Source organism: Pseudarthrobacter sp. 902506025, assembly GCF_040702325.1.
Taxonomy (GTDB): domain Bacteria; phylum Actinomycetota; class Actinomycetes; order Actinomycetales; family Micrococcaceae; genus Arthrobacter.
This window is the reverse complement of record NZ_JBFBKW010000002.1, coordinates 13,232-31,917: the sequence shown is the minus strand read 5'-3', so window position 1 is coordinate 31,917 and position 18,686 is coordinate 13,232. Positions and strand designations below refer to the sequence as shown.

The following is an 18,686-nucleotide window of genomic DNA, read 5'->3' as shown; positions in this document are numbered from 1 at the left end:
CTCAGGACTTGCCTGTAGGAACATCTCCGCCGGCGGCAGCCTGGCTGGAGCTGCCTTCCGCCTGGGTGGGTACGGGCTCCGCATCGGAATTGCCGCTGTCTTCGGCCTTGACCGCAGGCATGGACAGCACCGCGGCCACCGTGAGCAGGCCGGCCACGAGCGCGGCCAGGAACACGGCACCGGACGCGCTGATGACCGTGGCGGGATCGGCGTCACCGCCGCTGCTGCCGCCGTAGATGGAGTTGGCCACGGCACCAAACACGGCCACGCCCAGGGCACTGCCGATGGACCGGGCGAACATGTTGGTGCTGGTCACCACGCCGCGCTCATGCCAGGGAACGCTGGACTGGGCGGAGATCAGCGTGGGGGTGGCCAGCAGGCCCAGGCCGAGGCCGACGACGAAGCAGCTGACCGCGATCAGCGCCACGTTGGGCGTGGAGGCCGTCAGCGACAGGATCAGCAGCCCCGCCACGGCGATGGCAATGCCGATCAGGGCGGTGGACTTGAACCCGATCCGCAGGTAGAACTTCCCGGCCTGCGAGGCGCTGAGCGGCCAGCCGAGGGTCAGCGCCGCAAGGGCCAGGCCGGCCACCAGCGGCGAGGAGGACAAGGCACCCTCCAGGAAGGTGGGCACGTAGGAGGTCAGTCCGATCATCATGGCGCCCACGCCGAAGGACACCAGCGCCGTGGTGGCCAACAGGCGCCGGGACACCACCCACGCCGGGAGGATGGGCTCCGCCGCCCGCCGCTCCACCAGCAGGAAGGCCACCAGCAGCACCGCCCCGACAACGAAGACGCCGATACCGATGGGCGAATTCCAGGCCCACGCCTGGCCGCCCTGCAGGGCTCCGAGGATGAGCAGGCCCAGGGATCCGGCCAGGAGGACGGCGCCGGCGTAGTCCACCTTGTGGGTGGCCCGTTCCACGTTTTCGTGAAGAGTGCGGATCAGCATCCAGCCGGCCAGCAGGCAGAGCGGCACGTTGACAAGGAAGATGCCGCGCCAGATGCCCAGGGCGGAGAAGATTCCGCCCAGGCTGGGACCCACCACGGAGGAGACGGCCCAGACGCTGGCCAGGTAGCCCTGGACCTTGGCGCGCTCCTGCAGGGTATAGATGTCCCCGGCAATGGTGACGGACACCGGCAGCACCGCGCCGGCGCCGAGTCCTTGCAGGGCCCGGAACGCGATCAGCGAGGGCATGCTCCATGCCACCCCGCAGAGGACCGAGCCCAGCAGGAACAGGCCGATGCCGGCGAGGATGATCGGCTTGCGCCCTGCCATGTCGGAGAGCTTGCCGTAGATGGGAACAGACACCGCCTGCGCCAGCAGGTACGCGGAGAAGAGCCAGGGGAAGGAAGCGAAGCCGCCCACGTCGCGGACGATCGACGGAACCGCGGTGGCCACGATGGTGGAATCGATGGCCACAAGTCCAGTGGAAAGCATTAAAGCGATGAGAATTGGGCCCCGCTCGGAACGGAATCCCACTCCCTGGGCGCGCGCGGTCATCATCAGTCTCGTTTCAGTCTTTTTCGGGTCCCTGTTACCTCCACTCTAGGTACCCACGACGGACACCGCCTACCGCCTGTCCTGGTGCCGGTCCAGGAGCCGCGCGCAGCGGATGAATCCCAAGTGTGAGTAGGCCTGCGGGTGGTTTCCCAAATGGGTCTCCGTGCCGGGGTCGTATTCCTCCGGGAGCAGCCCCGTGGGGCCGAAAAGGTTCACCAGCTGGTCGAACAGGTCCCAGGCTTCATCAATGCGGCCCACGGCCACGTAGGCCTCGATCAGCCACGTGGTGCAGATATGGAACCCGCCCTCCAGGCCCGGCAGGCCGTCGTCGTACCGGTACCGGAAGACGGTGGGACCTACCCGCAGCTCGCGTTCAACGGCGGTGACGGTGTCCAGGAAGCGCCGGTCCGAGACATCCAGCAGGCCCGAGAGCCCGATGTGCAGGACGGCGGCATCCAGGTCCGGGCTGTCGTAGGCCACGGTGTAGGACTTTGCGGTGTCGTCCCAGCCCTCGCGCAGCACCTCCTCCCGAATGGTTTCCGCCGTCGGCGCCCAGGAAGGATCAGGTTCGCGGCCATGCCGTGCCGCGGTGCGCAGTGCCCGGTCAAGGGTCACCCAGCACATCACCTTCGAATAGACGTGATGGCGCGCCGCCCGCCGGGCCTCCCAAATGCCGTGGTCCGGTTCGTGCCAGCGGGCCAGGACTGCGGAGGCCATCTGGACCATCAACTCCCAGCTGTCATCGGCGAGGGCGCCTTCACGTTCGCTCAGGTTATGGATCAGTTCGGCAACGGGCCCAAAAACGTCAAGCTGGACCTGGTGGTCGGCTGCGTTCCCGATCCTCACGGGACGGGAACCCGCATATCCGGGAAGGCTGTCGACGACGGCTTCCGTAGAGAGCGGGGCGCCAGTCACCGAATACAGGGGGTGCAGCCATTCGGGACCGGGAGCGTGTTCGAGGATCCGGCCCAACCAGGCAAGGAAGCCAGCCGCCTCCGAGGTGGAGCCAAGGTCCACCAGTGCGTTGACCGTCATGGAGCCGTCGCGAAGCCAGCAGTACCGGTAGTCCCAGTTCCTGGTGCCGCCGATTCCCTCGGGCAGGGAGGTGGTGGGGGCGGCGAGGACGGCGCCGGTTGGTTCATGCACGAGGGCGCGGAGCACCAGGGCCGAGCGCCTCACCAGGGAAGGTTTCACGGAGGGCAGGACGAGTTGCTGGACCCACTGGCGGGCGTGCAGGGCCACTTCGGCCCGCCGGTCCCTCTCCCCTCCAGGATCCGCAGGCTGGGGTTCCGTGTCGCCGCAGCGGAGGTTGAGCACCACCGGGCCGTCCTGCAGGTTGACCGACGCCGTGGCCGTCGCGTGGCGTCCGTCGGACGTGATGCTGAACGCGACGCCCGGCGCGAACAGGATGATGGGTTCGGACGTGCCCACCACATGCAGTTCGCCGCCGCGGGCCTCCATGCTGAACGGGGCATTGGCGTAATCGGGCCGCGGAGCGAAAGTGATCCTGGCAGCGCCGTGGCCTGTCAGCACCCGGACCAGGCTGGTAATTCCGTCCGGCGCGGGTTCCAGGTAGTCGGTGACCGTGACGTTAGCCCAGCGGGTTTCAACAATCATGGTGCTGTCCACGTACCGCTGGCCCAGCACCTGGGAGACCTTGACCGGCTCCACGGAGAAGTGGCCGGCGGCATCCCCGCCCAGGATATGTGCGAACAGTGAACCCGAGTCCGGGAGTGGGTGGCTCATCCAGCAGATCTTCGCGTCCGGGGTCAGCAGGGCGGTGGACGAGCCGTTGCCAATCATGGTGTGCCGTTCGAGCCCCACAGCATCCTCACCGAACAGCCAGGCGCGCCGCAGTTCGAAGAGGAGGGCAAGTACCCTGGCGAAGGCTTCCGGGTCGCGGAGTCGATGCGCGGCCGAGGTCTCCCCTGGCCCTACCCGGAGCCCCAGGTCAGGTCCGCGCAGGGTGGCGATGGCCAGTTCGTCGCTGTAAGCGTCCCCTGCGAACAGGGCTGCGCTGGCGCCGAGCCGGGACCGGAGGATTTCCAGCGCCTCGGCTTTGGCCGGCTCCAGGACGGAAAGGTCAAGCACGGAACCGTCCACGATGAAGAACAGCCCGTGGATCCTTGCGATCTCCCGCGCAGTTTCGGTCACCGCATCCACGACGTGCGCCGGCGCGTGCCGGGTATGCACGGAAACGGCGACTGGTTTGCGTTCGATCCAGATGCCTTCCTGGAAGCCCACGGACTCGTTGAGCTCGGCGTTCACCTTTTGCAGGACCGATTCGGTGGCCAGGGTCTGGCCGTGGGCAAAGCCCATGTCCGCTTCGGCCCCGTGGGACCCGATCAGGTGCACCTCGGCCGGCAGCCGCGAAACCGCCGCCAGGTCACGGAGCGAGCGTCCCGAAATGATGGCGGCGTGCGTATTGGGCAGGGCCGCCAAAGCACGTAGGGCTATGGCTGCATTGCCCAGCGGGAGAGTCTCGGTGGAGATGCCCTCGGCGTCGCACAGCGTACCCCCGTAGTTGCAGGCAACCAGCAACCCCGGGACACGCGCCAACACTTTGAGCTCGGCCAGCAGCGCTGGGGTCAGCCCGCTGTCCGCGGCGTCCGACTGGATGAAGGCGCGCAGCATGTCCAGCGGAAGGGACCGGGTGAGCAGAGCGGAATCCGCCACGCTTTGGTTCAGCGGCGTCGGCATCCAGATAACCCCTTTGAGGCTGGACCAGTCCGGGACTGCAGCCGCTGGATTGCCTGCGGGCTACCGGTTGGTGCCCCGCTCGTGAATCCCAGCGTTTCCCGAGGGGGCAGTTCCCATGTTCAGCCTCACCGGTTTCCCGCGAAAGTCCCCTGCATTGCGTATGTGTAAAAGTCCGCTGCCGGGGACGCGGTCCGGGCTTTCCGAAGGCTAGACCCGCACCAGCCCGGCGGCCTCCGCCAGCAGTTCGATGGACCGCAGCCGGTCCCGGGTGCCGGGGCTTTGGTGGGCCACGATGAGTTCGTCGGCATCGGCGTGCTTGCCGAAGCTGTCCAGGTAGTCGATGACGACGTCGGGTGTCCCCACGGCGGAGTACGTCATCATCTGTGCCATGTGCCGTCCCTGCGGCGAGTCCAGGATCATGTCCGCCTCGTCGTCGGTGAATTCGCGGGTGCCGCCGCCGAAGAACAGTGAGACGCGGGCCCGCTTGGTGGCCTGGAACATGGCCTGCGCTTCGGACGCGGAGTCAGCGGCGATCACGTTGACGCCGGCAATCACGTGCGGCGCATCCAGCTGGGCGGACGGCTTGAACTCGCTCCGGTAAATGGCCACAGCCTCCTGCAAAGCAGCCGGGGCGAAGTGCGAGGCGAAGGCATACGGCAGGCCAAGCTGGGCGGCCAGGCGCGCGCCGAACAGGGACGAGCCCAGGATGTACAGCGGAACGTTGGTGCCCTTGCCGGGGGTGGCCTCCACGCCCTGGATGCGGGTCGGTCCGGTGAGGTAGCCCTGCAGTTCCAGGACGTCCTGCGGGAAGCTGTCCGCGGACATGGGGTCGCGGCGCAGGGCGCGCATGGTGTTCTGGTCGCTGCCCGGGGCACGGCCCAGGCCCAGGTCGATCCGGCCCGGGTGGAGGGTTTCCAGGGTGCCGAACTGTTCGGCGATGGTCAGCGGTGAGTGGTTGGGCAGCATGATGCCGCCGGCGCCCAACCGGATGCTTTCGGTGTGCGCAGCCACATGGGCGATCAGCACGCTGGTGGCGGAGGAGGCAATAGAGGACATGTTGTGGTGCTCGGCGTACCAGACGCGCCGGTAGCCCAGCTTCTCGGCGCTTTGCGCCATGGCCACGCTGCCCGCCAGGCTCTCCGCCGCCGTCTGGCCTTTGCCGATGGTTGCCAGGTCAAGGATGGAGAGGGGAAGAGTCACGTCAGGTGCGGCCTTTCAGGAACGTTTCGTAAGAGTCGCCGGCCGGATCGCGGCGGGCACTTTAGGCATAACCACGGCGGGGCCCGGGTTATTTCGTCTTTCCCGGAATACTCAGCACACTGATGATGTTGCCGCCCCTATGAGCCATGATTCAACGAACCAGCTTGAACTGTCCGCAACGATCGACCTCAAGAACCTGGGAACCGTGCACCGCCTCGGTTTCGGTGCCATGCGCATCGTGGGCGACGGTGTCTGGGGCGAGCCCGCAGACCGCCAGGCGGCCGTGGCCGTGGTGCGCCGCGCCGTCGAACTCGGCGTCGACTTCATCGATACCGCCGATTCCTACGGACCCAACATCAGCGAAGAAATCATCGCCGAGGCCCTGCACCCGTACAAGGAGGGGCTGAAGATCGCCACCAAGGTGGGCTTCACCCGCACCGGGCCCAATAAGTGGATTCCCGTTGGGCGTCCCGAATACCTGCGCCAGCAGACCGAGCTGAGCCTGCGCAAGCTGAAGGTGGACACCCTGGACCTGCTGCAGCTGCACCGGATCGATCCCAAGGTGGACGCCGAGGAGCAGTTCGGCGTGCTACGCGAGCTCCAGGACGAAGGAAAGGTCCGCGCCCTGGGCCTGTCCCAGGTCAGCGTCGAGGAGCTGGAGGCGGCCGGGAAGCACTTCACGGTGTCCACGGTCCAGAACCGCTACAACCTGACCGACCGCAGCTCCGAGGACGTGCTCCGCTACTCCGAGGAGAACGGCATCGGCTTCATCCCCTGGGCTCCGATTTCCGCCGGCGAACTCGCCCAGCCGGGCGGCCCGCTGGATGAGGCGGCCAAGCGCCTGGGCGCCACGACTTCCCAGGTGGCCCTGGCCTGGCTGCTGCGCCGCTCCCCCGTGATGATGCCGATCCCCGGCACGGGCTCGGTGCAGCACCTCGAAGAGAACATGGCCGCCGCCGGCATAACGCTCGACGACGCCACGTACGCTGAGCTGGAAGCAGCAGGCAAGTAGCAAGCGGCTTCCAGCCACTCACGTCAGCTAAGACAGGAGAAACACCATGGCAAACATTTTGATGGTTGTATCGGCCGCAGATTCCCTCACCATGAAGGACGGCAGCGAACACCCCACCGGCTACTGGGCAGAGGAACTGGTGGTGTCACACCAGACCCTGACCGACGCCGGCAACACGGTCCACATCGCCACCCCCGGCGGCAGGAAGCCCACCGTGGACCAGGTAAGCCTGGCTCCCGAGTCGGCCGGCGGCGAGGAACGCGCCCAGGGCTTCCGGGACTACATCGCGAAGATCGACGGCGAGCTGGCGCACCCGCTGGTCCTCGCCGACGTCGACATTGCCGGCTACGACGCCGTGGTGATGCCCGGCGGCCACGGTCCCATGGCAGACCTGTACAAGGACGCCGACCTGGGCCGGCTGCTGGTCGCAGCGAACAAGGACGGCAAGATCATTGCACCGTTCTGCCACGGTCCCGCGGGGCTGCTGAGCGCAACGGACGACGACGGCGGGTTCACTTTCAAGGGCCGCCGCCTGACGGTCTTCACCAACGAGGAAGAACTCGGCGGCGGAACCGGGGAGAACACCCCCTGGCTGGTGGAGGACGCGCTCAAGGAGAAGGGTGCCGTCGTCGAAAACGGTGCGGCCTGGTCCTCCAACGTGGTGCGCGACGGCAACCTCATCACCGGACAGAACCCACAGTCCAGCGAGGACGTGGCCAAGGAAGTCCTCGCGGCACTGTCGTAATCAGCCGGCACTGACCGCTTCGAATCAGAGGAGGGGACCAGTTCGCACTGAACTGGTCCCCTCTTTGCGGCGCACGTCGCTGGGCGCCGGCCTTCATTCCCCGTGCATCAGGCGGCGCAGCCTCCATTCGCGATGCTGGGATCGATTGCCGCGATCTGCTTCTGGATGTCCGCCAGCTGGGTTTGCAGGCTGGCCAGCAGCAGCTTCTGCGTCTTGATTGCGTCGGTGTTGGGCTTCTTTTGCGCCTGAAGCCCTGCCAGCTTCTGCTGCGCAGCCGTCACCTGCGAGTCGACAGCGTTCAGCTGCAACTGCAGATCCGCCAATTTTGCTTCCGTGGCGCTGATGTCGTCGGTGAGTTGGTTGAGCTGAGCCAGCAGCGGCGTTACCCGTCCCTGCAGGTCAAGGACGTTGGCTTCGGCGATGGCGATCTGGGCATTGAGCAACGAAATCCGGGCGACGAGGTCGTCGCCCAGCTTGTTGAGCGAATCGATCTCCGCCGTCTTCGATATGACGGCAGTGTTGGCCGCATCCAGGGTGGCCTGCAGAGCCGGAAGCTGGGCCTGCAGCGCTGAAATCTCGGCGTTCTTGCCGTCCACCGCGCTGTTGGCCGCCGCCAGCGCATCCTTTGCTTGGGCCAGGGCGCCATTTAAACCGTCGAGAACTGCCCGCTGGTCGGTAATGGCCTGCTGGGCCTGCGCAACGTTTTCGGTGAGTGTGGGCAGGGCCGCTTCGAGGCCCGCCACCACCTGCTGCTGGGCCGTCACCGCGTCAGCAGCATCCCTCGCTGCCTGCTCCAGGGCCGGAAGTTGGCCCTGCAGGGTGGTGAGCTCCCCCTGTTTGGTGGTGACAGCCGCAGTGGCCTGTTTCACGGCAGCCTGGAGTGCAGGCACCTGGGCCTTAAGGGTGGCAATGTCGTTCTGTTTTGCGGCCACCGCTGCATTGGCTGCGTCCAGTGTTGCCTGCAGCGGCGCAGCGTTCTGCTGCAGGGTGCTGCTTTCCTGCTGCTTGGCCAGCAGCTGGGAGTTCAGGCCGTCCACCTGCTTCTGGAGGGTAGCCAGATCGCCCTGAAGGCCGGAGATGGTGGCGCTCTTATCGGCGATCTGGCTGTTCACGCCATTCAACTGGGTTTGGAGGCCGTCGCGCTGGGCGATCAGGTCGCGCTTCGCTTTCGAGTTGCCGTTGATTGCATCGATTTGTTTGGTCAGGTCCGCGATCTGCGCAGTCAACGCGTCCTTCTGGGCGTTCAGTGCTGCAAGGTCGCTCTGGGCCTGGGTCAGCGCGGCCTGCTTCGAGGCGATTTGGCTGTTCACCGTGGGGATCTGGCCCTGGAGGCTGGTGATGTCGGCATTGACCGCGGCAATCTTGGCGGTGTTATCGCTGACAGCCTTTGCTGCGGCCGCCGCGTTGGCCTGGAGGGTTTGCAGGTCCGTCTGGGCTTTGGCGATCTCGGCGTTCTTGGCATCGAGGGCCGCCTTGGCAGCGGTAGCCGTGGACTGGAGGGTACCGAGCTCGGCCTGTGCCGTTGCGATCTGATCCTTCTTGCCGGTGACGGCAGCGTTGGCGGCTGCAGCGGTTTCCTGCAGCGCGGCCAGTGCCGCCTTCGCAGTATCCACCTTGTCCTGCTGGGCCTGCAGCTCTGCTGCCGCGGTGTTTCCGGCTGCCACCAGCGCGTTCAGCAGGGTTTCGGCGTCGGTGACGGCCTGCTGCGCAGCGCCCACGGCCGCGGCGGCCTCCTGTGCCTGCGCGGCCAGGCCTGTCAGCTGATCCTGGGCATGCTGGATCTGGGCCTCCTTGGCAGCGAGGTCTGATGCTGCCTGGTCCGCGGCCTGCTGAAGCCGGGAAAGCTCCGCATTCGCGGCCGCAATAGCCGCGCTGTTGGCCACAAGATCTGCGCCCAGCTGGTCGGCCTGTGCCTGGAGGTCCGCAGAGGCGGCCTCTGCAGTTGCCAGTTCCTCCTGCAGCGGCGCCAGCCGGCTCTCCACATCTGCCTTCTTGCCCTGAAGGTCGGTGATGGCCGTTGTCGCTGCCGCTACCTGCAAGGTGAGGCTTTCCTGCTGAGCGGTCACCCTGTCCAGTTCTGCCTGCGCTGCCGTTTCCTGGCTGTCCAGCTGCGTCTCCTGGGCAGCAAGATCAGCCAGCGCCTTCTCCGCGTCAGCCTTTTGCGCCGCCAAGGCATCCGCCTGGGCCTGCAGTTTGGCCTTGTCGGCCTGCAAGGCAGCGATCGCGTCGGCGTTCTTCTTGGCGGCGGCCTTCAAAAGGTTTTCCTGCATGGCGCCACGTTGCGCCAGCTGGTTGACCACTCCGTTGCACATGCCGGTGGTGGAGGTTGTAGCGGCAACGGCCGGCTGGACCAGCACCATGCTGGTGGTGAGCAGCCCGGGCAGGACAACGGCGGCAGCAAGGCGGCGTGAAAGGCGGGACGTGGACGGGGATGTGTGCATGCGAGCTCCTGGTGAGACCTTTACGGCGGCCCACCCTGGCCGCCTCATGGCCCAACCGTAGATTCCGGTACGGGCGGAGAACACGCGTAATCACCACTTGTCTTTTGTGCCCGGGTACTCGCTTTCTGCTGGATGCGTGGCAGGTACGTGGCCGGCGGAGTTATGGCCGGGGAATATGACCGCCGCGGTCCTCCGGTTAACTGCGGTTACTCCCTGTATCCCAGGGTGTCGCAGGCCTTTGATTCCGCCTCCGGGGCTGCCGGATAGTGGCTGCAACGCGCACACTCCGTTGCATCTTCCGCCCCCTTTCCCAGGAGGAACCATGGCCATCACCACCAAGCCGGCCGCCGTCGTGGCCCTTACCGTCTCAGCGCTGCTGGGACTGGCTGCCTGCTCCGATCCCGGCGCTTCGGCGGCGACGGCACCGTCGTCGTCCGCCACCAACTCCGCCGGCAAGACCTTCAACCTGTCCCCGGAACAGGACCGCTTCAACGTCGCGGCCTACCCCGCCGCGGCTGCACTGGTGCCGGAGGCCATCAAGGCCGACGGCAAGCTGACCGTGGTGACAACGGGCGGGGCGGCGCCGCTCAGCCTGTTCGCCACGGACAACAAGACCCTGATCGGCAGCGAAGTGGACATCGCGTACGCCGTGGGCGAGTCGCTCGGCCTGCAGGTGGAAGTCTTGCCCGTGGCGTGGGCTGACTGGCCGCTGGGCATCGAATCGTCCAAGTACGAGGCCGTGCTCTCCAACGTCACCGTCACCGAGGCGCGCAAGGAAAAGTTCGACTTCGCCACCTACCGCAACGACCTCCTGGGCTTCTACGCCAAGAGTGATTCGGGCACCGGCGAGATCGCGGAAGCCAAGGACGTGGCCGGCAAGAGGATCATCGTGGGATCCGGCACCAACCAGGAAGCCATCCTGGTGCGCTGGGACGAGGAGAACAGGAAGAACGGCCTGGCGCCGGTCCAGTTCCAGTATTACGACGACGACTCGGCCTCGAGCCTGGCACTTCAGTCAGGCCGTGCGGACCTGACGTTCGGGCCCAACGCGGCCGCCGCGTACAAGGCGGCGCAGGACGGAAAGACGAAGCAGGTGGGCACGCTGGAGGGCGGCTGGCCGCTGAAGGCCGAGATCGCGTTCACCACCAAGAAGGGCAACGGACTGGCGGCCGCCGCGCAGGCTGCGCTGAACCACCTGATTGACGACGGCACCTACGCCAGGATCCTGGACCGCTGGGGCCTCTCCTCCGAGGCCATCCAGAAGTCCGAACTGAACCCGGCGGGCCTGCCAAAGAAGTAGGCGTCCCGCCGACGAAGGAATCCCCGCCGGGCACGCCAGCGATTCGCTGGTCCCCGGCGGGGATTCTTCTTTGGCTTTACCAGGCCGGCAGAACGGGCACCGGGCCTGCCGCCTCAACATCTTCGGCGTCGCCGCGTGCCAGCCATTTCAGGAGGCCCTCCCGGTCCGACTCAACGCGCAGGCCGCCGTCACCAATGACCCATTCGTCGCGTTCTTCGGTCACCAGCGTCAGCCCGGGCGCACCCTTGGCACGCATGGCACGTACCACGGCCTCGATGGCGTTCAGCAGCGAATCGGGGTCGGCCTCCTCGATGGTCCAGGCGGTGTCCAGGTCATGGTGATGCACCGCCACCTCGGCAATCCGCAGCGCCACAATGGAGGTTGCCGGCAGCTCCCAGCCACCCACCTTTACTTCCGGCGCCACAAGCTCCCCGGTCAACCGCTGGGCTTCATCGGCGAAAGCGGCGGCCGAGTCCCGCACTTCAGCCAGGAGTTCCTCCCGCGGCAGGGCCGCAAGGGCGGCAATGGCCTGCGAGCGCGCTTCAGGGGACGCGTACAGCTGGCGTTCCTCCCCGGACGTCGCCCAGTCGATCAGCCCAACCAGTGCGCGCCCGCTGGATGCGACGTGCGCGATGACGTGGGCGCGGGTCCACCCTTCGCACAGCGAAGGAGCGGCCAGCTCTTCATCGGACAAGGAGGAGACCGTGGCAAGGAACATGTCCGTCTCCCGGCCCAGGCGGGACAGGTCTGAGTGCAGCCGTGCTGGATTGATCATTCCGCCAGCCTAACCGCGGCGCCATGACCCCGGCGATGGTTACGGGCCGCCTGGTTCATACCGGCCGCGTATGGACTAAGACCTGTCCTCCCATCGGCGCCGTGATGCCCGTGCTGCCGCGCGCGTTTGGCCTGTTCCTGCCGGATCCATCGCAAAAACCGCCTCTTTGATATGCGGAAACGGCGCAATGCACCCCCGGCGGGAAACCGGGTATTTCCCTCATATGCCGTGCGTCACATTGCCTGTCAGGCTGGGTTGCCAAGGCCCCGGTACAGATCCATCCGGATACAGCGACGCCTCCCCACCCGCCCCCTGAAAGGACATGCGCCATGACGCTGCCGCACCCCCAATCCACGATCTCCGGAAACCCGGGAAAGGAGACCCGGACAGCCAACTGGGTGGCTTTCGTCATCTGCGCCGCCCTCCTTTTTGATGGCTACGACCTGGTGGTCTACGGCACCGTCCTTCCGGGACTGCTCGCAGACGTGGGCCAAATCGGGCATTTTGATGCGGCCACCGCCGGGCTCCTGGGATCCTGGGCCCTGATCGGCGTGCTGGTGGGGTCGCTGGCATGCGGGGCGATCGGTGACTTCTTCGGCCGCCGCCGGCTGATGCTCGCGGGCATCGCCTGGTTCTCCCTGGGCATGTTCGCCACCGCCCTGGCCACGGACGTCACCGCCTTCGGCGCCCTCCGGTTTGCCACCGGGCTGGGCCTGGGCGTCGTTATCGCCAGCGCCGGCGCCACGATGGCCGAGTTCGCACCCGCGGGACGGCGGCAGTTCTACAACGCGATCGTCTACTCCGGGGTCCCCGCGGGCGGCGTGCTGGCATCCATCCTGGGCATCGCCTTCCTGGACAGCATCGGCTGGCGCGGCCTCTTCATCATTGGATCCCTGCCCCTCCTGGTCATCCTGCCCATCGCCTGGCGGAAGCTTCCGGAATCCCCGCGGTGGCTGCTGGCCCGGGGCCGGGAAGAGGAAGCCCTGGCCGCTGCCTGGCGCACCGGGGTGCCGCTCGCCGAAGAGCAGGTGATCCGGGAGGCCGGCGCCGCACCACGGAAGTCCGGGTTTGCCGCCGTCTTCTCCCGCCAGTTCGCCGCGGCGTCCATCCTGCTGGGCCTGATGTCCTTCTGCGGCCTCCTCCTGACCTACGGGCTCAACACCTGGCTGCCCAAGATCATGGAGGGCTACGGCTACGGCCGCACCTACGCCCTGTTCTTCCCGCTGGCCCTGAACCTCGGCGCCGTGGTGGGCGGACTTGTGGCCTCCCGGATGGCCGACCGGAAGGGACCGCAGAGGGTCATTGCTGCCACGTTTGCCCTCGCCACCATTTCCCTGGGATTGATGACGTTCAGCTTCCCGCTGCCGCTGCTCTTCACCTTCATCGCCACCGCGGGGGTGGGAACCCTGGGCACGCAGGTGCTGGTCTACGGTTTCCAGTCCAACTACTTCACCACCAACGCCCGGGCCGCCGGCGTCGCCTGGTGCGCCAGCGTGGGCCGGCTGGGCGGGGTCCTGGGGCCGATCATCGGCGGCTGGCTGGCAGCGGCGGGCATCGGCGGGGCAACAGCCTTCTACATCTACGGCGCGGTGGCCCTGCTCGGCGGCGCCGTCACCATCCTGGTGCCGCGCCAGCACCGGCTCGAGGAAGCACTGCCCACGGTTGAAGAGCCGCGAGATTACGTTGAAAAAGTATCTAAGTAAGGCTTTTTATGGTTATTCTATGAATCAATGAGGCTGCGCCGCGCCTCCCCCGGCCCGTTGGAAAGGTGGCACCGGATGGAAATCCGCCAGCTGAACTACTTCATCGCGGTCGCGGAGGAGCGGCACTTCGGCAGGGCGGCCAAGCGCCTGCACATGGCGCAGCCGCCGCTGTCCCAGCAGATCCGCCAACTGGAAGACCAGCTGGGTGTCCAGCTCCTCAACCGCACCACCCGCAGGGTGGACCTGACGGCGGCGGGCCAGCTCCTGCTGGACCGCGGCCGCCAGATCGTCAACGACGTCGAAACGCTCCGCGCGGATGTTTACCAGGTGGGCAAGGGCGCCACCGGCGTCCTCCGGGTGGGGTTCTCCGGCTCGGCAACCTACGGCGTCATGCCCCGGATCGCGCGGCTCACCAAGCAGGTCATTCCCGGCCTGTCGCTGGCGCTGAACGGGGAGATGCTGACGCCGTCCATGGAAGCGGGACTGCGGAACGGGACCCTGGACGCGGCGCTGCTGCGTCCCCCCGTTGCCTCCGAGGAAATCGACTACCGCGTGGTCACCCAGGAGCCACTCGTCGTCGCGCTTCCCTCCTTCAGCGCCCTGGCGGTGGACCGTCCCGTGGCCATGCACGAACTGCAGGACCAGGACTTCATCGCCTACGCACCGGAGTCCGTGCTGAACCGCATTACCTCGGACCTCTGCCGCCAGGCGGGTTTCCAGCCGCGGATCACGCAAGTGGTGGGTGAGACCTCCACGATGCTGGCGTTCGTGGCCGCGGGCGGCGGCATCGCCGTCATGCCGTCCAGTGTGCGTGCTTTCCAGCTTGAAGGCGTGGCGTACCGGGAAATCGACAATGCTCCCCCGGTGGAACTCGCCGTCGCCTGGCTGCGCGGCCACCGCTCCGCGCTGCTGCAAAACTTCCTGGACGTCGTGGCCACGGCAACCGCTGACGCCGCCACCCCCGCTCCCGCTGATGAAAGGCACCTCCCATCATGAAGATCGCAGCCATCGAGGCGATCCCCTACTCGATCCCGTACCGCCACCCTCTCCACTTCGCCTCCGGCTCCGTGCACGAGGCCGACCATGTCCTGGTCCGTGTCCACACCGATGACGGCGTAGTGGGGACCGCAGACACTCCGCCCCGCCCGTATACCTACGGTGAGACGCAGAAGTCCATCGTCGCGGTGGTGCAGGATGTCTTCGCCCCGCAACTGGTGGGCATCGACGTCTTTGACCGGGAAAAGATCCAGGCCGTCCTGGCCCGCACCATCCACAACCAGACCGCCAAGGGCGCGGTGGACATTGCCGTGTGGGACGTCATCGGCAAGACCCTGGGGCAGCCTGTCACCAAACTGCTGGGCGGCTACACCGATTCGCTCCGCGTCTCCCATATGCTCGGCTTCAAGCCCGCCCAGGAGCTCCTGGCCTTGGCACTGGAGTTCCGGGAAACCTACGGCATCAACACCTTCAAGCTGAAGACCGGCCGCCGTCCGCTGAACCTGGACATCGAGGCCGCCAGGGTGCTGCGGGACGGCCTGGGCGAAGACGCCGAGCTGTACATGGACGCCAACCGCGGCTGGACAGCCAACGAGGCCGCCGAGGTGCTGCGCCGCACCGCCGACCTCGGTCTGCAGTTCCTTGAGGAACCGGACGACGCCCGCGAAGTCCTGGGCCGCCGGCGCCTGGTCACCAACTCACCCATCCCCATTGCCGCCGACGAATCTGCCGCCAACCTCGGCGAGGCTGCCCGCGAAATCCTCACCGGCGGGGCCAACCTCCTGTCCGTCAAGACCGCCCGGTCCGGGTTCACCGAAGCCGCCAAGATCGTTGGCATGGCCGAGGGCATGGGCATCGACGTCTACATCGGCAACCAGATCGACACCCAGGTGGGCACGGTTGCCTCGGTGGTGTTCGGCGCAGCCTTCGCCCACACGGCCAAGCGCGCGGCGGAGCTGTCCAACTACCTCGACATGACCGATGACCTGCTGGCCCGGCCGCTGGCGATCACCGGCGGCCGGATCCGCGTTCCTGAAGGTGCCGGCGCGGGCACTGACGTGGATGACGACAAGCTCGCCCACTACCGCACCGACTGACACCCATCCCTTCCACCGAGAGGTCACCATGAAGTACCTGGTCCACATGGACGTCAACCTGCCCGCCGGCATGCCTGCCGAAGAAGCCGCCGCAATCAAGGCCACGGAGAAGGCCTACTCCCAGGAACTGCAGCGCTCCGGCAAATGGCCCGAGATCTGGCGCGTGGTGGGCGAATACGCCAACTACTCCATCTTCGACGTCGAATCCAACGACGAACTGCACGGCATCCTGCAGGGCCTTCCCCTGTTCCCGTACATGGACATCACGGTGGTTCCGCTGGCCAAGCACCCGTCGGACGTCAAGTAACCACGGGTTAGCACCGGGGCGTTCCGGGTCAGTCCTTGGCCCGGAACGCGGCCGCGAGTTCGCTGCGTGACCGGATTCCCATCTTCCGGTACAGCCGCGTGAGGTGGTACTGCACCGTCTTCTCAGCCAGGAACAGGGCCCGGGCTGCCTCCTTGTTGGTTGCCCCCGCAGCCACCAGCTCGGCCACGGCCTGTTCCTGGGCCGTGAGCTGTTGATGGTGGCCGCCCACCGAAGAAAGCACCGGGTCCGCCGGGTCCGGCAGGTTCCCCACGTCCAGGCCGGTGGCCTTCAGCTCACGGTCGCACCGCTCCACGTACGTTGCCGCACCGAGGGTGTCATACAGGTCCCGGGCAGCCCGCAGCACCGATGAGGCCAGGCGCCGCTTTCCGGCCCGGCGCATGCTTTGCCCGAACGCGAAACTGATCCGTGCCCGCAGGTAGGGGCGGTTGAGCCCGCGGAGGTGTCCCAGCGCCGCCTCGAAGTACTCCCTTGCCGTGTCCGGGTCCCCCTGCGCGGCCAGCAGCCGGCCCCTGGCCCACGCCACGCGGGCCAGGTCGGAGGGGACTTCCCGCTCGCGGTGCACTCCTTCGAATGCGGTGAGGAACGTCTCTGCGGCATCGAGCTTGTCGGTCATGACCAGCGCATTGACGTAGGTGTCCTGCCACGGCCAGAAGGACACCCGCTGATCGGTCCAGGGGTCCAGTTCCGCCAGCGGCTGCAGGGCGGCCAAGGCACTTTCGTAATCCGCCCGTGCCTCGTGGAAGCGGGCGCGCGCCAGGCTGGCCGGGACCTGCATGGCCCGGTAGGTTCCCGGCTGCACCGCGGCCTGTGAAACGTAGTAGCGTGCCCGGTCCCAGTCGCCCCGCATGGACCACAGCTCGGCGGCCGTCCAGTACAGCAGCGGCCGGATCAGCGGCATCCGCGATGTCTCCAGCCGGACGCTTGCCCGGGAGATGGTGGCGGCCGCCGCATCCCAGTTGCCCAGCACAAGGTGGGTGCGGGCCAGCCAGGCCTCGGCCCACAGGGAAATCCGCAGCGACCCCCCGCGGTACTCGGTGGGGGCGGCCGACTCAAAATTCACCAGCGCGGACTCGGCGTTGTCCAGGCGCAGGGCCAGCCAGCCGGCGCCCATCTGCACCCGCTGCTTCTGGGCATTCTCGGCCGCCTGGGCAGAGGCCCGCTGGTAGGAGGCCTCGGCGTCCGCTATCCGGCCCTGGGCATACAGGCCCAGGCCATAGATGGCCTCCGACTCGATGTGCGCCGGAGTGCCGGGCTCGGTGAGCGCCGTGGCGCGTTCGGCCCAGCCGGTAATCATCGGACCGTCCCAGGAAGCCACCCCGTGGAGGACGAACCGCTGGGCCACCTGTGCTGCCGCGGCGGGTTCATGCTGCGGATTGCTGGTGCGCCAGGCCATCTCCAGCTGGCTTTGGGCGCTGTCATTCTGGCCGGACACCGTGGACAGGTACCCCAGAACCGAGGAGCGCAGGGGCGACGGCGGCAGGGCATCCACTGCCCCGGCCCAGGCCTGCGCCTGGGCCACGTTGCCGGAGCCCACCAGGGCGTCGACGGCTTTCAGGAGCCGGAGGTTCCGGGCGCGGATATCGGGGGACAGCCGCGAGGCGGAGAACAGCGCGGTGGAGGCATCCTGCCACGCCCCAACCGTGGCCTGCCGCCGCGCGAACTCTTCCAGTTCGGCGGCCAGGGTTTCGTCGGCTGCCGGGGTGGCCGCAACGCGGTGGCCCAGCTGTTCGCCCTCGGACTGGACAACCTCGGCGGCCTTCCAATGCAGGGCAATGCGCCGGCTCGGGACGATCTGTTCGTAAACGGCCTCCGCGGTGCCGGGTTCGAGGAAGGCGACGGCGGAGCGGGACTGGTCCAACGACAGTCCCAGCAGCCCCGCGCGGTGCCCCTCATCGAGGGCCGGCATGACGGATTCCAGGCCGCCCACCCTGGCCACCTCAGCCAGTCCCGCGCCGGGGCCGAGCACCGCAGCGGATTCCGCGGCGGCCACCAGGGCGGGGGACGCGGCGGCCAGGACACTGCGGACCCTGGCACGCACCCGGGAAGTAGGCGGCAGGGAAGGGAACCACGACTGCCAGGTCTCGGGGGGCAGTTCACGGAGCAGCTCCACGATGGACTGGGCTATCCCGCCGGTGTGCGTCACCAGGCCGTGGGCCGCCGTCGCACTGAGGTCCAGGCCGAACAGGCTCCGGGCCACGTCCTGGACCTGCTGCGGCGAGAGGGGCTCCAGCGGAATGCGGACCACCTGGTGGCCGGTGAGGAAGTCGAGCACGCCGGCGGGGACGCGGGGCGCGTCTACAGGGTTGAGGGTCAGCAGGAACAGGACCCGCTTGTCGTGCAGCCTGCGCATGACGAAGGTGAGGATGCGCAGGCTCTCCTCGTCGAGCTTGTGGACATCGTCGACGGCGACCACCACGCTGCCGTGCGTCTGCAGGCCTTCGAGATGGGTGCTGAGGGTGGAGGCGTAGTTGACCACCTGGTCGGGGGTCAGGGAGGCGACGGGCCCCGGCGCCAGGGCCGGGCCGCCGTCGTAATCCTTTGCCGTCCGGAGCGGCAGGGTCCGCATCAGCTGGGAGTAGCCGGCCAGGGCGAACTGGGCCTCCCAGTCGTCCCCCATGGCGGACAGCAGGCGGACGCCGCGGGCTGCCGTGCGGCAGTGGTCAAGGAAGAGTTCCAGGAGCGCGGTTTTGCCAGACCCGGACGGGCCGGAGAGGACCACGGTTCCCACTTTGCCCTTGCGGACGGTGCGGAGGATTTCCAGCAGCTGCTCGAACGCCGCGGCCCGACCCGCCAGCGGGAAGTCCTCCGCCATCTCGCCCTGGGTGGAGCCCGCTGTCATGGCCGCAATCCTACCGGAGCGGCCCGGGCGCCCCTGGTGCCGCGCG

13 protein-coding genes are annotated in these 18,686 nt (G+C 67.4%); 7 read left to right on the top strand and 6 right to left on the bottom strand.

Annotated features, from left to right (window positions below; translation table 11 throughout):
* Window position 1: 1 nt before the first annotated feature.
* The 3 genes from AB0280_RS03945 to AB0280_RS03935 form a co-directional block, all read right to left on the bottom strand.
* Window positions 2-1,507 (bottom strand): MFS transporter, encoded by a 1,506-nt coding sequence (locus AB0280_RS03945; RefSeq protein WP_307491946.1) that lies wholly within the window; start codon window positions 1,505-1,507, stop codon window positions 2-4.
* 66 nt (window positions 1,508-1,573) lie between these two features.
* Window positions 1,574-4,204: a trehalase-like domain-containing protein gene (locus tag AB0280_RS03940; protein WP_307491948.1), complete on the bottom strand. Its 2,631-nt coding sequence runs from the start codon at window positions 4,202-4,204 to the stop codon at window positions 1,574-1,576.
* Between the two features lie 207 nt (window positions 4,205-4,411).
* Entirely contained in the window at window positions 4,412-5,404 is a 993-nt protein-coding gene (locus tag AB0280_RS03935) for an LLM class flavin-dependent oxidoreductase (RefSeq protein WP_307491951.1), read from the bottom strand.
* Between the two features lie 139 nt (window positions 5,405-5,543).
* Between AB0280_RS03935 and AB0280_RS03930 the strand changes: the two genes are divergently transcribed.
* Window positions 5,544-6,416 carry an aldo/keto reductase gene (locus tag AB0280_RS03930; protein ID WP_307491953.1) on the top strand — a complete coding sequence of 291 codons (873 nt, stop codon included), beginning with the start codon at window positions 5,544-5,546 and terminating at the stop codon, window positions 6,414-6,416.
* A 46-nt stretch (window positions 6,417-6,462) separates the two neighbouring features.
* Window positions 6,463-7,161, top strand: a complete 699-nt coding sequence (locus AB0280_RS03925) for a type 1 glutamine amidotransferase domain-containing protein (RefSeq protein ID WP_307491955.1) — start codon at window positions 6,463-6,465, stop codon at window positions 7,159-7,161.
* Between the two features lie 107 nt (window positions 7,162-7,268).
* On the opposite strand, the gene AB0280_RS03920 is transcribed toward AB0280_RS03925, so the two are convergent.
* Window positions 7,269-9,602 carry a chromosome segregation ATPase gene (locus tag AB0280_RS03920; protein WP_307491957.1) on the bottom strand — a complete coding sequence of 778 codons (2,334 nt, stop codon included), beginning with the start codon at window positions 9,600-9,602 and terminating at the stop codon, window positions 7,269-7,271.
* A 322-nt stretch (window positions 9,603-9,924) separates the two neighbouring features.
* Between AB0280_RS03920 and AB0280_RS03915 the strand changes: the two genes are divergently transcribed.
* The gene (locus AB0280_RS03915) at window positions 9,925-10,902 is read left to right on the top strand and encodes an ABC transporter substrate-binding protein (protein WP_307491960.1); all 978 of its coding nucleotides are present in this window, start codon (window positions 9,925-9,927) and stop codon (window positions 10,900-10,902) included.
* Between the two features lie 76 nt (window positions 10,903-10,978).
* Here the strand turns inward: AB0280_RS03915 and AB0280_RS03910 are convergent, their stop codons facing one another.
* Entirely contained in the window at window positions 10,979-11,677 is a 699-nt protein-coding gene (locus tag AB0280_RS03910; protein ID WP_307491962.1) for a maleylpyruvate isomerase family mycothiol-dependent enzyme, read from the bottom strand.
* Window positions 11,678-12,006: 329 nt separating this feature from the next.
* Between AB0280_RS03910 and AB0280_RS03905 the strand changes: the two genes are divergently transcribed.
* The 4 genes from AB0280_RS03905 to catC all read left to right on the top strand — a co-directional run bounded on the left by AB0280_RS03905 (window position 12,007) and on the right by catC (window position 15,780).
* Window positions 12,007-13,380 carry an MFS transporter gene (locus AB0280_RS03905; protein WP_307491964.1) on the top strand — a complete coding sequence of 458 codons (1,374 nt, stop codon included), beginning with the start codon at window positions 12,007-12,009 and terminating at the stop codon, window positions 13,378-13,380.
* Between the two features lie 75 nt (window positions 13,381-13,455).
* Window positions 13,456-14,376, top strand: a complete 921-nt coding sequence (locus AB0280_RS03900; protein ID WP_307491966.1) for a LysR substrate-binding domain-containing protein — start codon at window positions 13,456-13,458, stop codon at window positions 14,374-14,376.
* Complete coding sequence (locus tag AB0280_RS03895; protein ID WP_307491968.1) at window positions 14,373-15,473, top strand: mandelate racemase/muconate lactonizing enzyme family protein; 1,101 nt, start codon at window positions 14,373-14,375, stop codon at window positions 15,471-15,473. Before AB0280_RS03900 ends, AB0280_RS03895 begins: the two co-directional genes overlap by 4 nt.
* Before the next feature lie 28 nt (window positions 15,474-15,501).
* Window positions 15,502-15,780 carry a muconolactone Delta-isomerase gene (gene catC / locus AB0280_RS03890; RefSeq protein WP_275180556.1) on the top strand — a complete coding sequence of 93 codons (279 nt, stop codon included), beginning with the start codon at window positions 15,502-15,504 and terminating at the stop codon, window positions 15,778-15,780.
* A 28-nt stretch (window positions 15,781-15,808) separates the two neighbouring features.
* On the opposite strand, the gene AB0280_RS03885 is transcribed toward catC, so the two are convergent.
* Window positions 15,809-18,640 carry an AAA family ATPase gene (locus tag AB0280_RS03885; RefSeq protein ID WP_366366262.1) on the bottom strand — a complete coding sequence of 944 codons (2,832 nt, stop codon included), beginning with the start codon at window positions 18,638-18,640 and terminating at the stop codon, window positions 15,809-15,811.
* Window positions 18,641-18,686 lie beyond the last annotated feature (46 nt).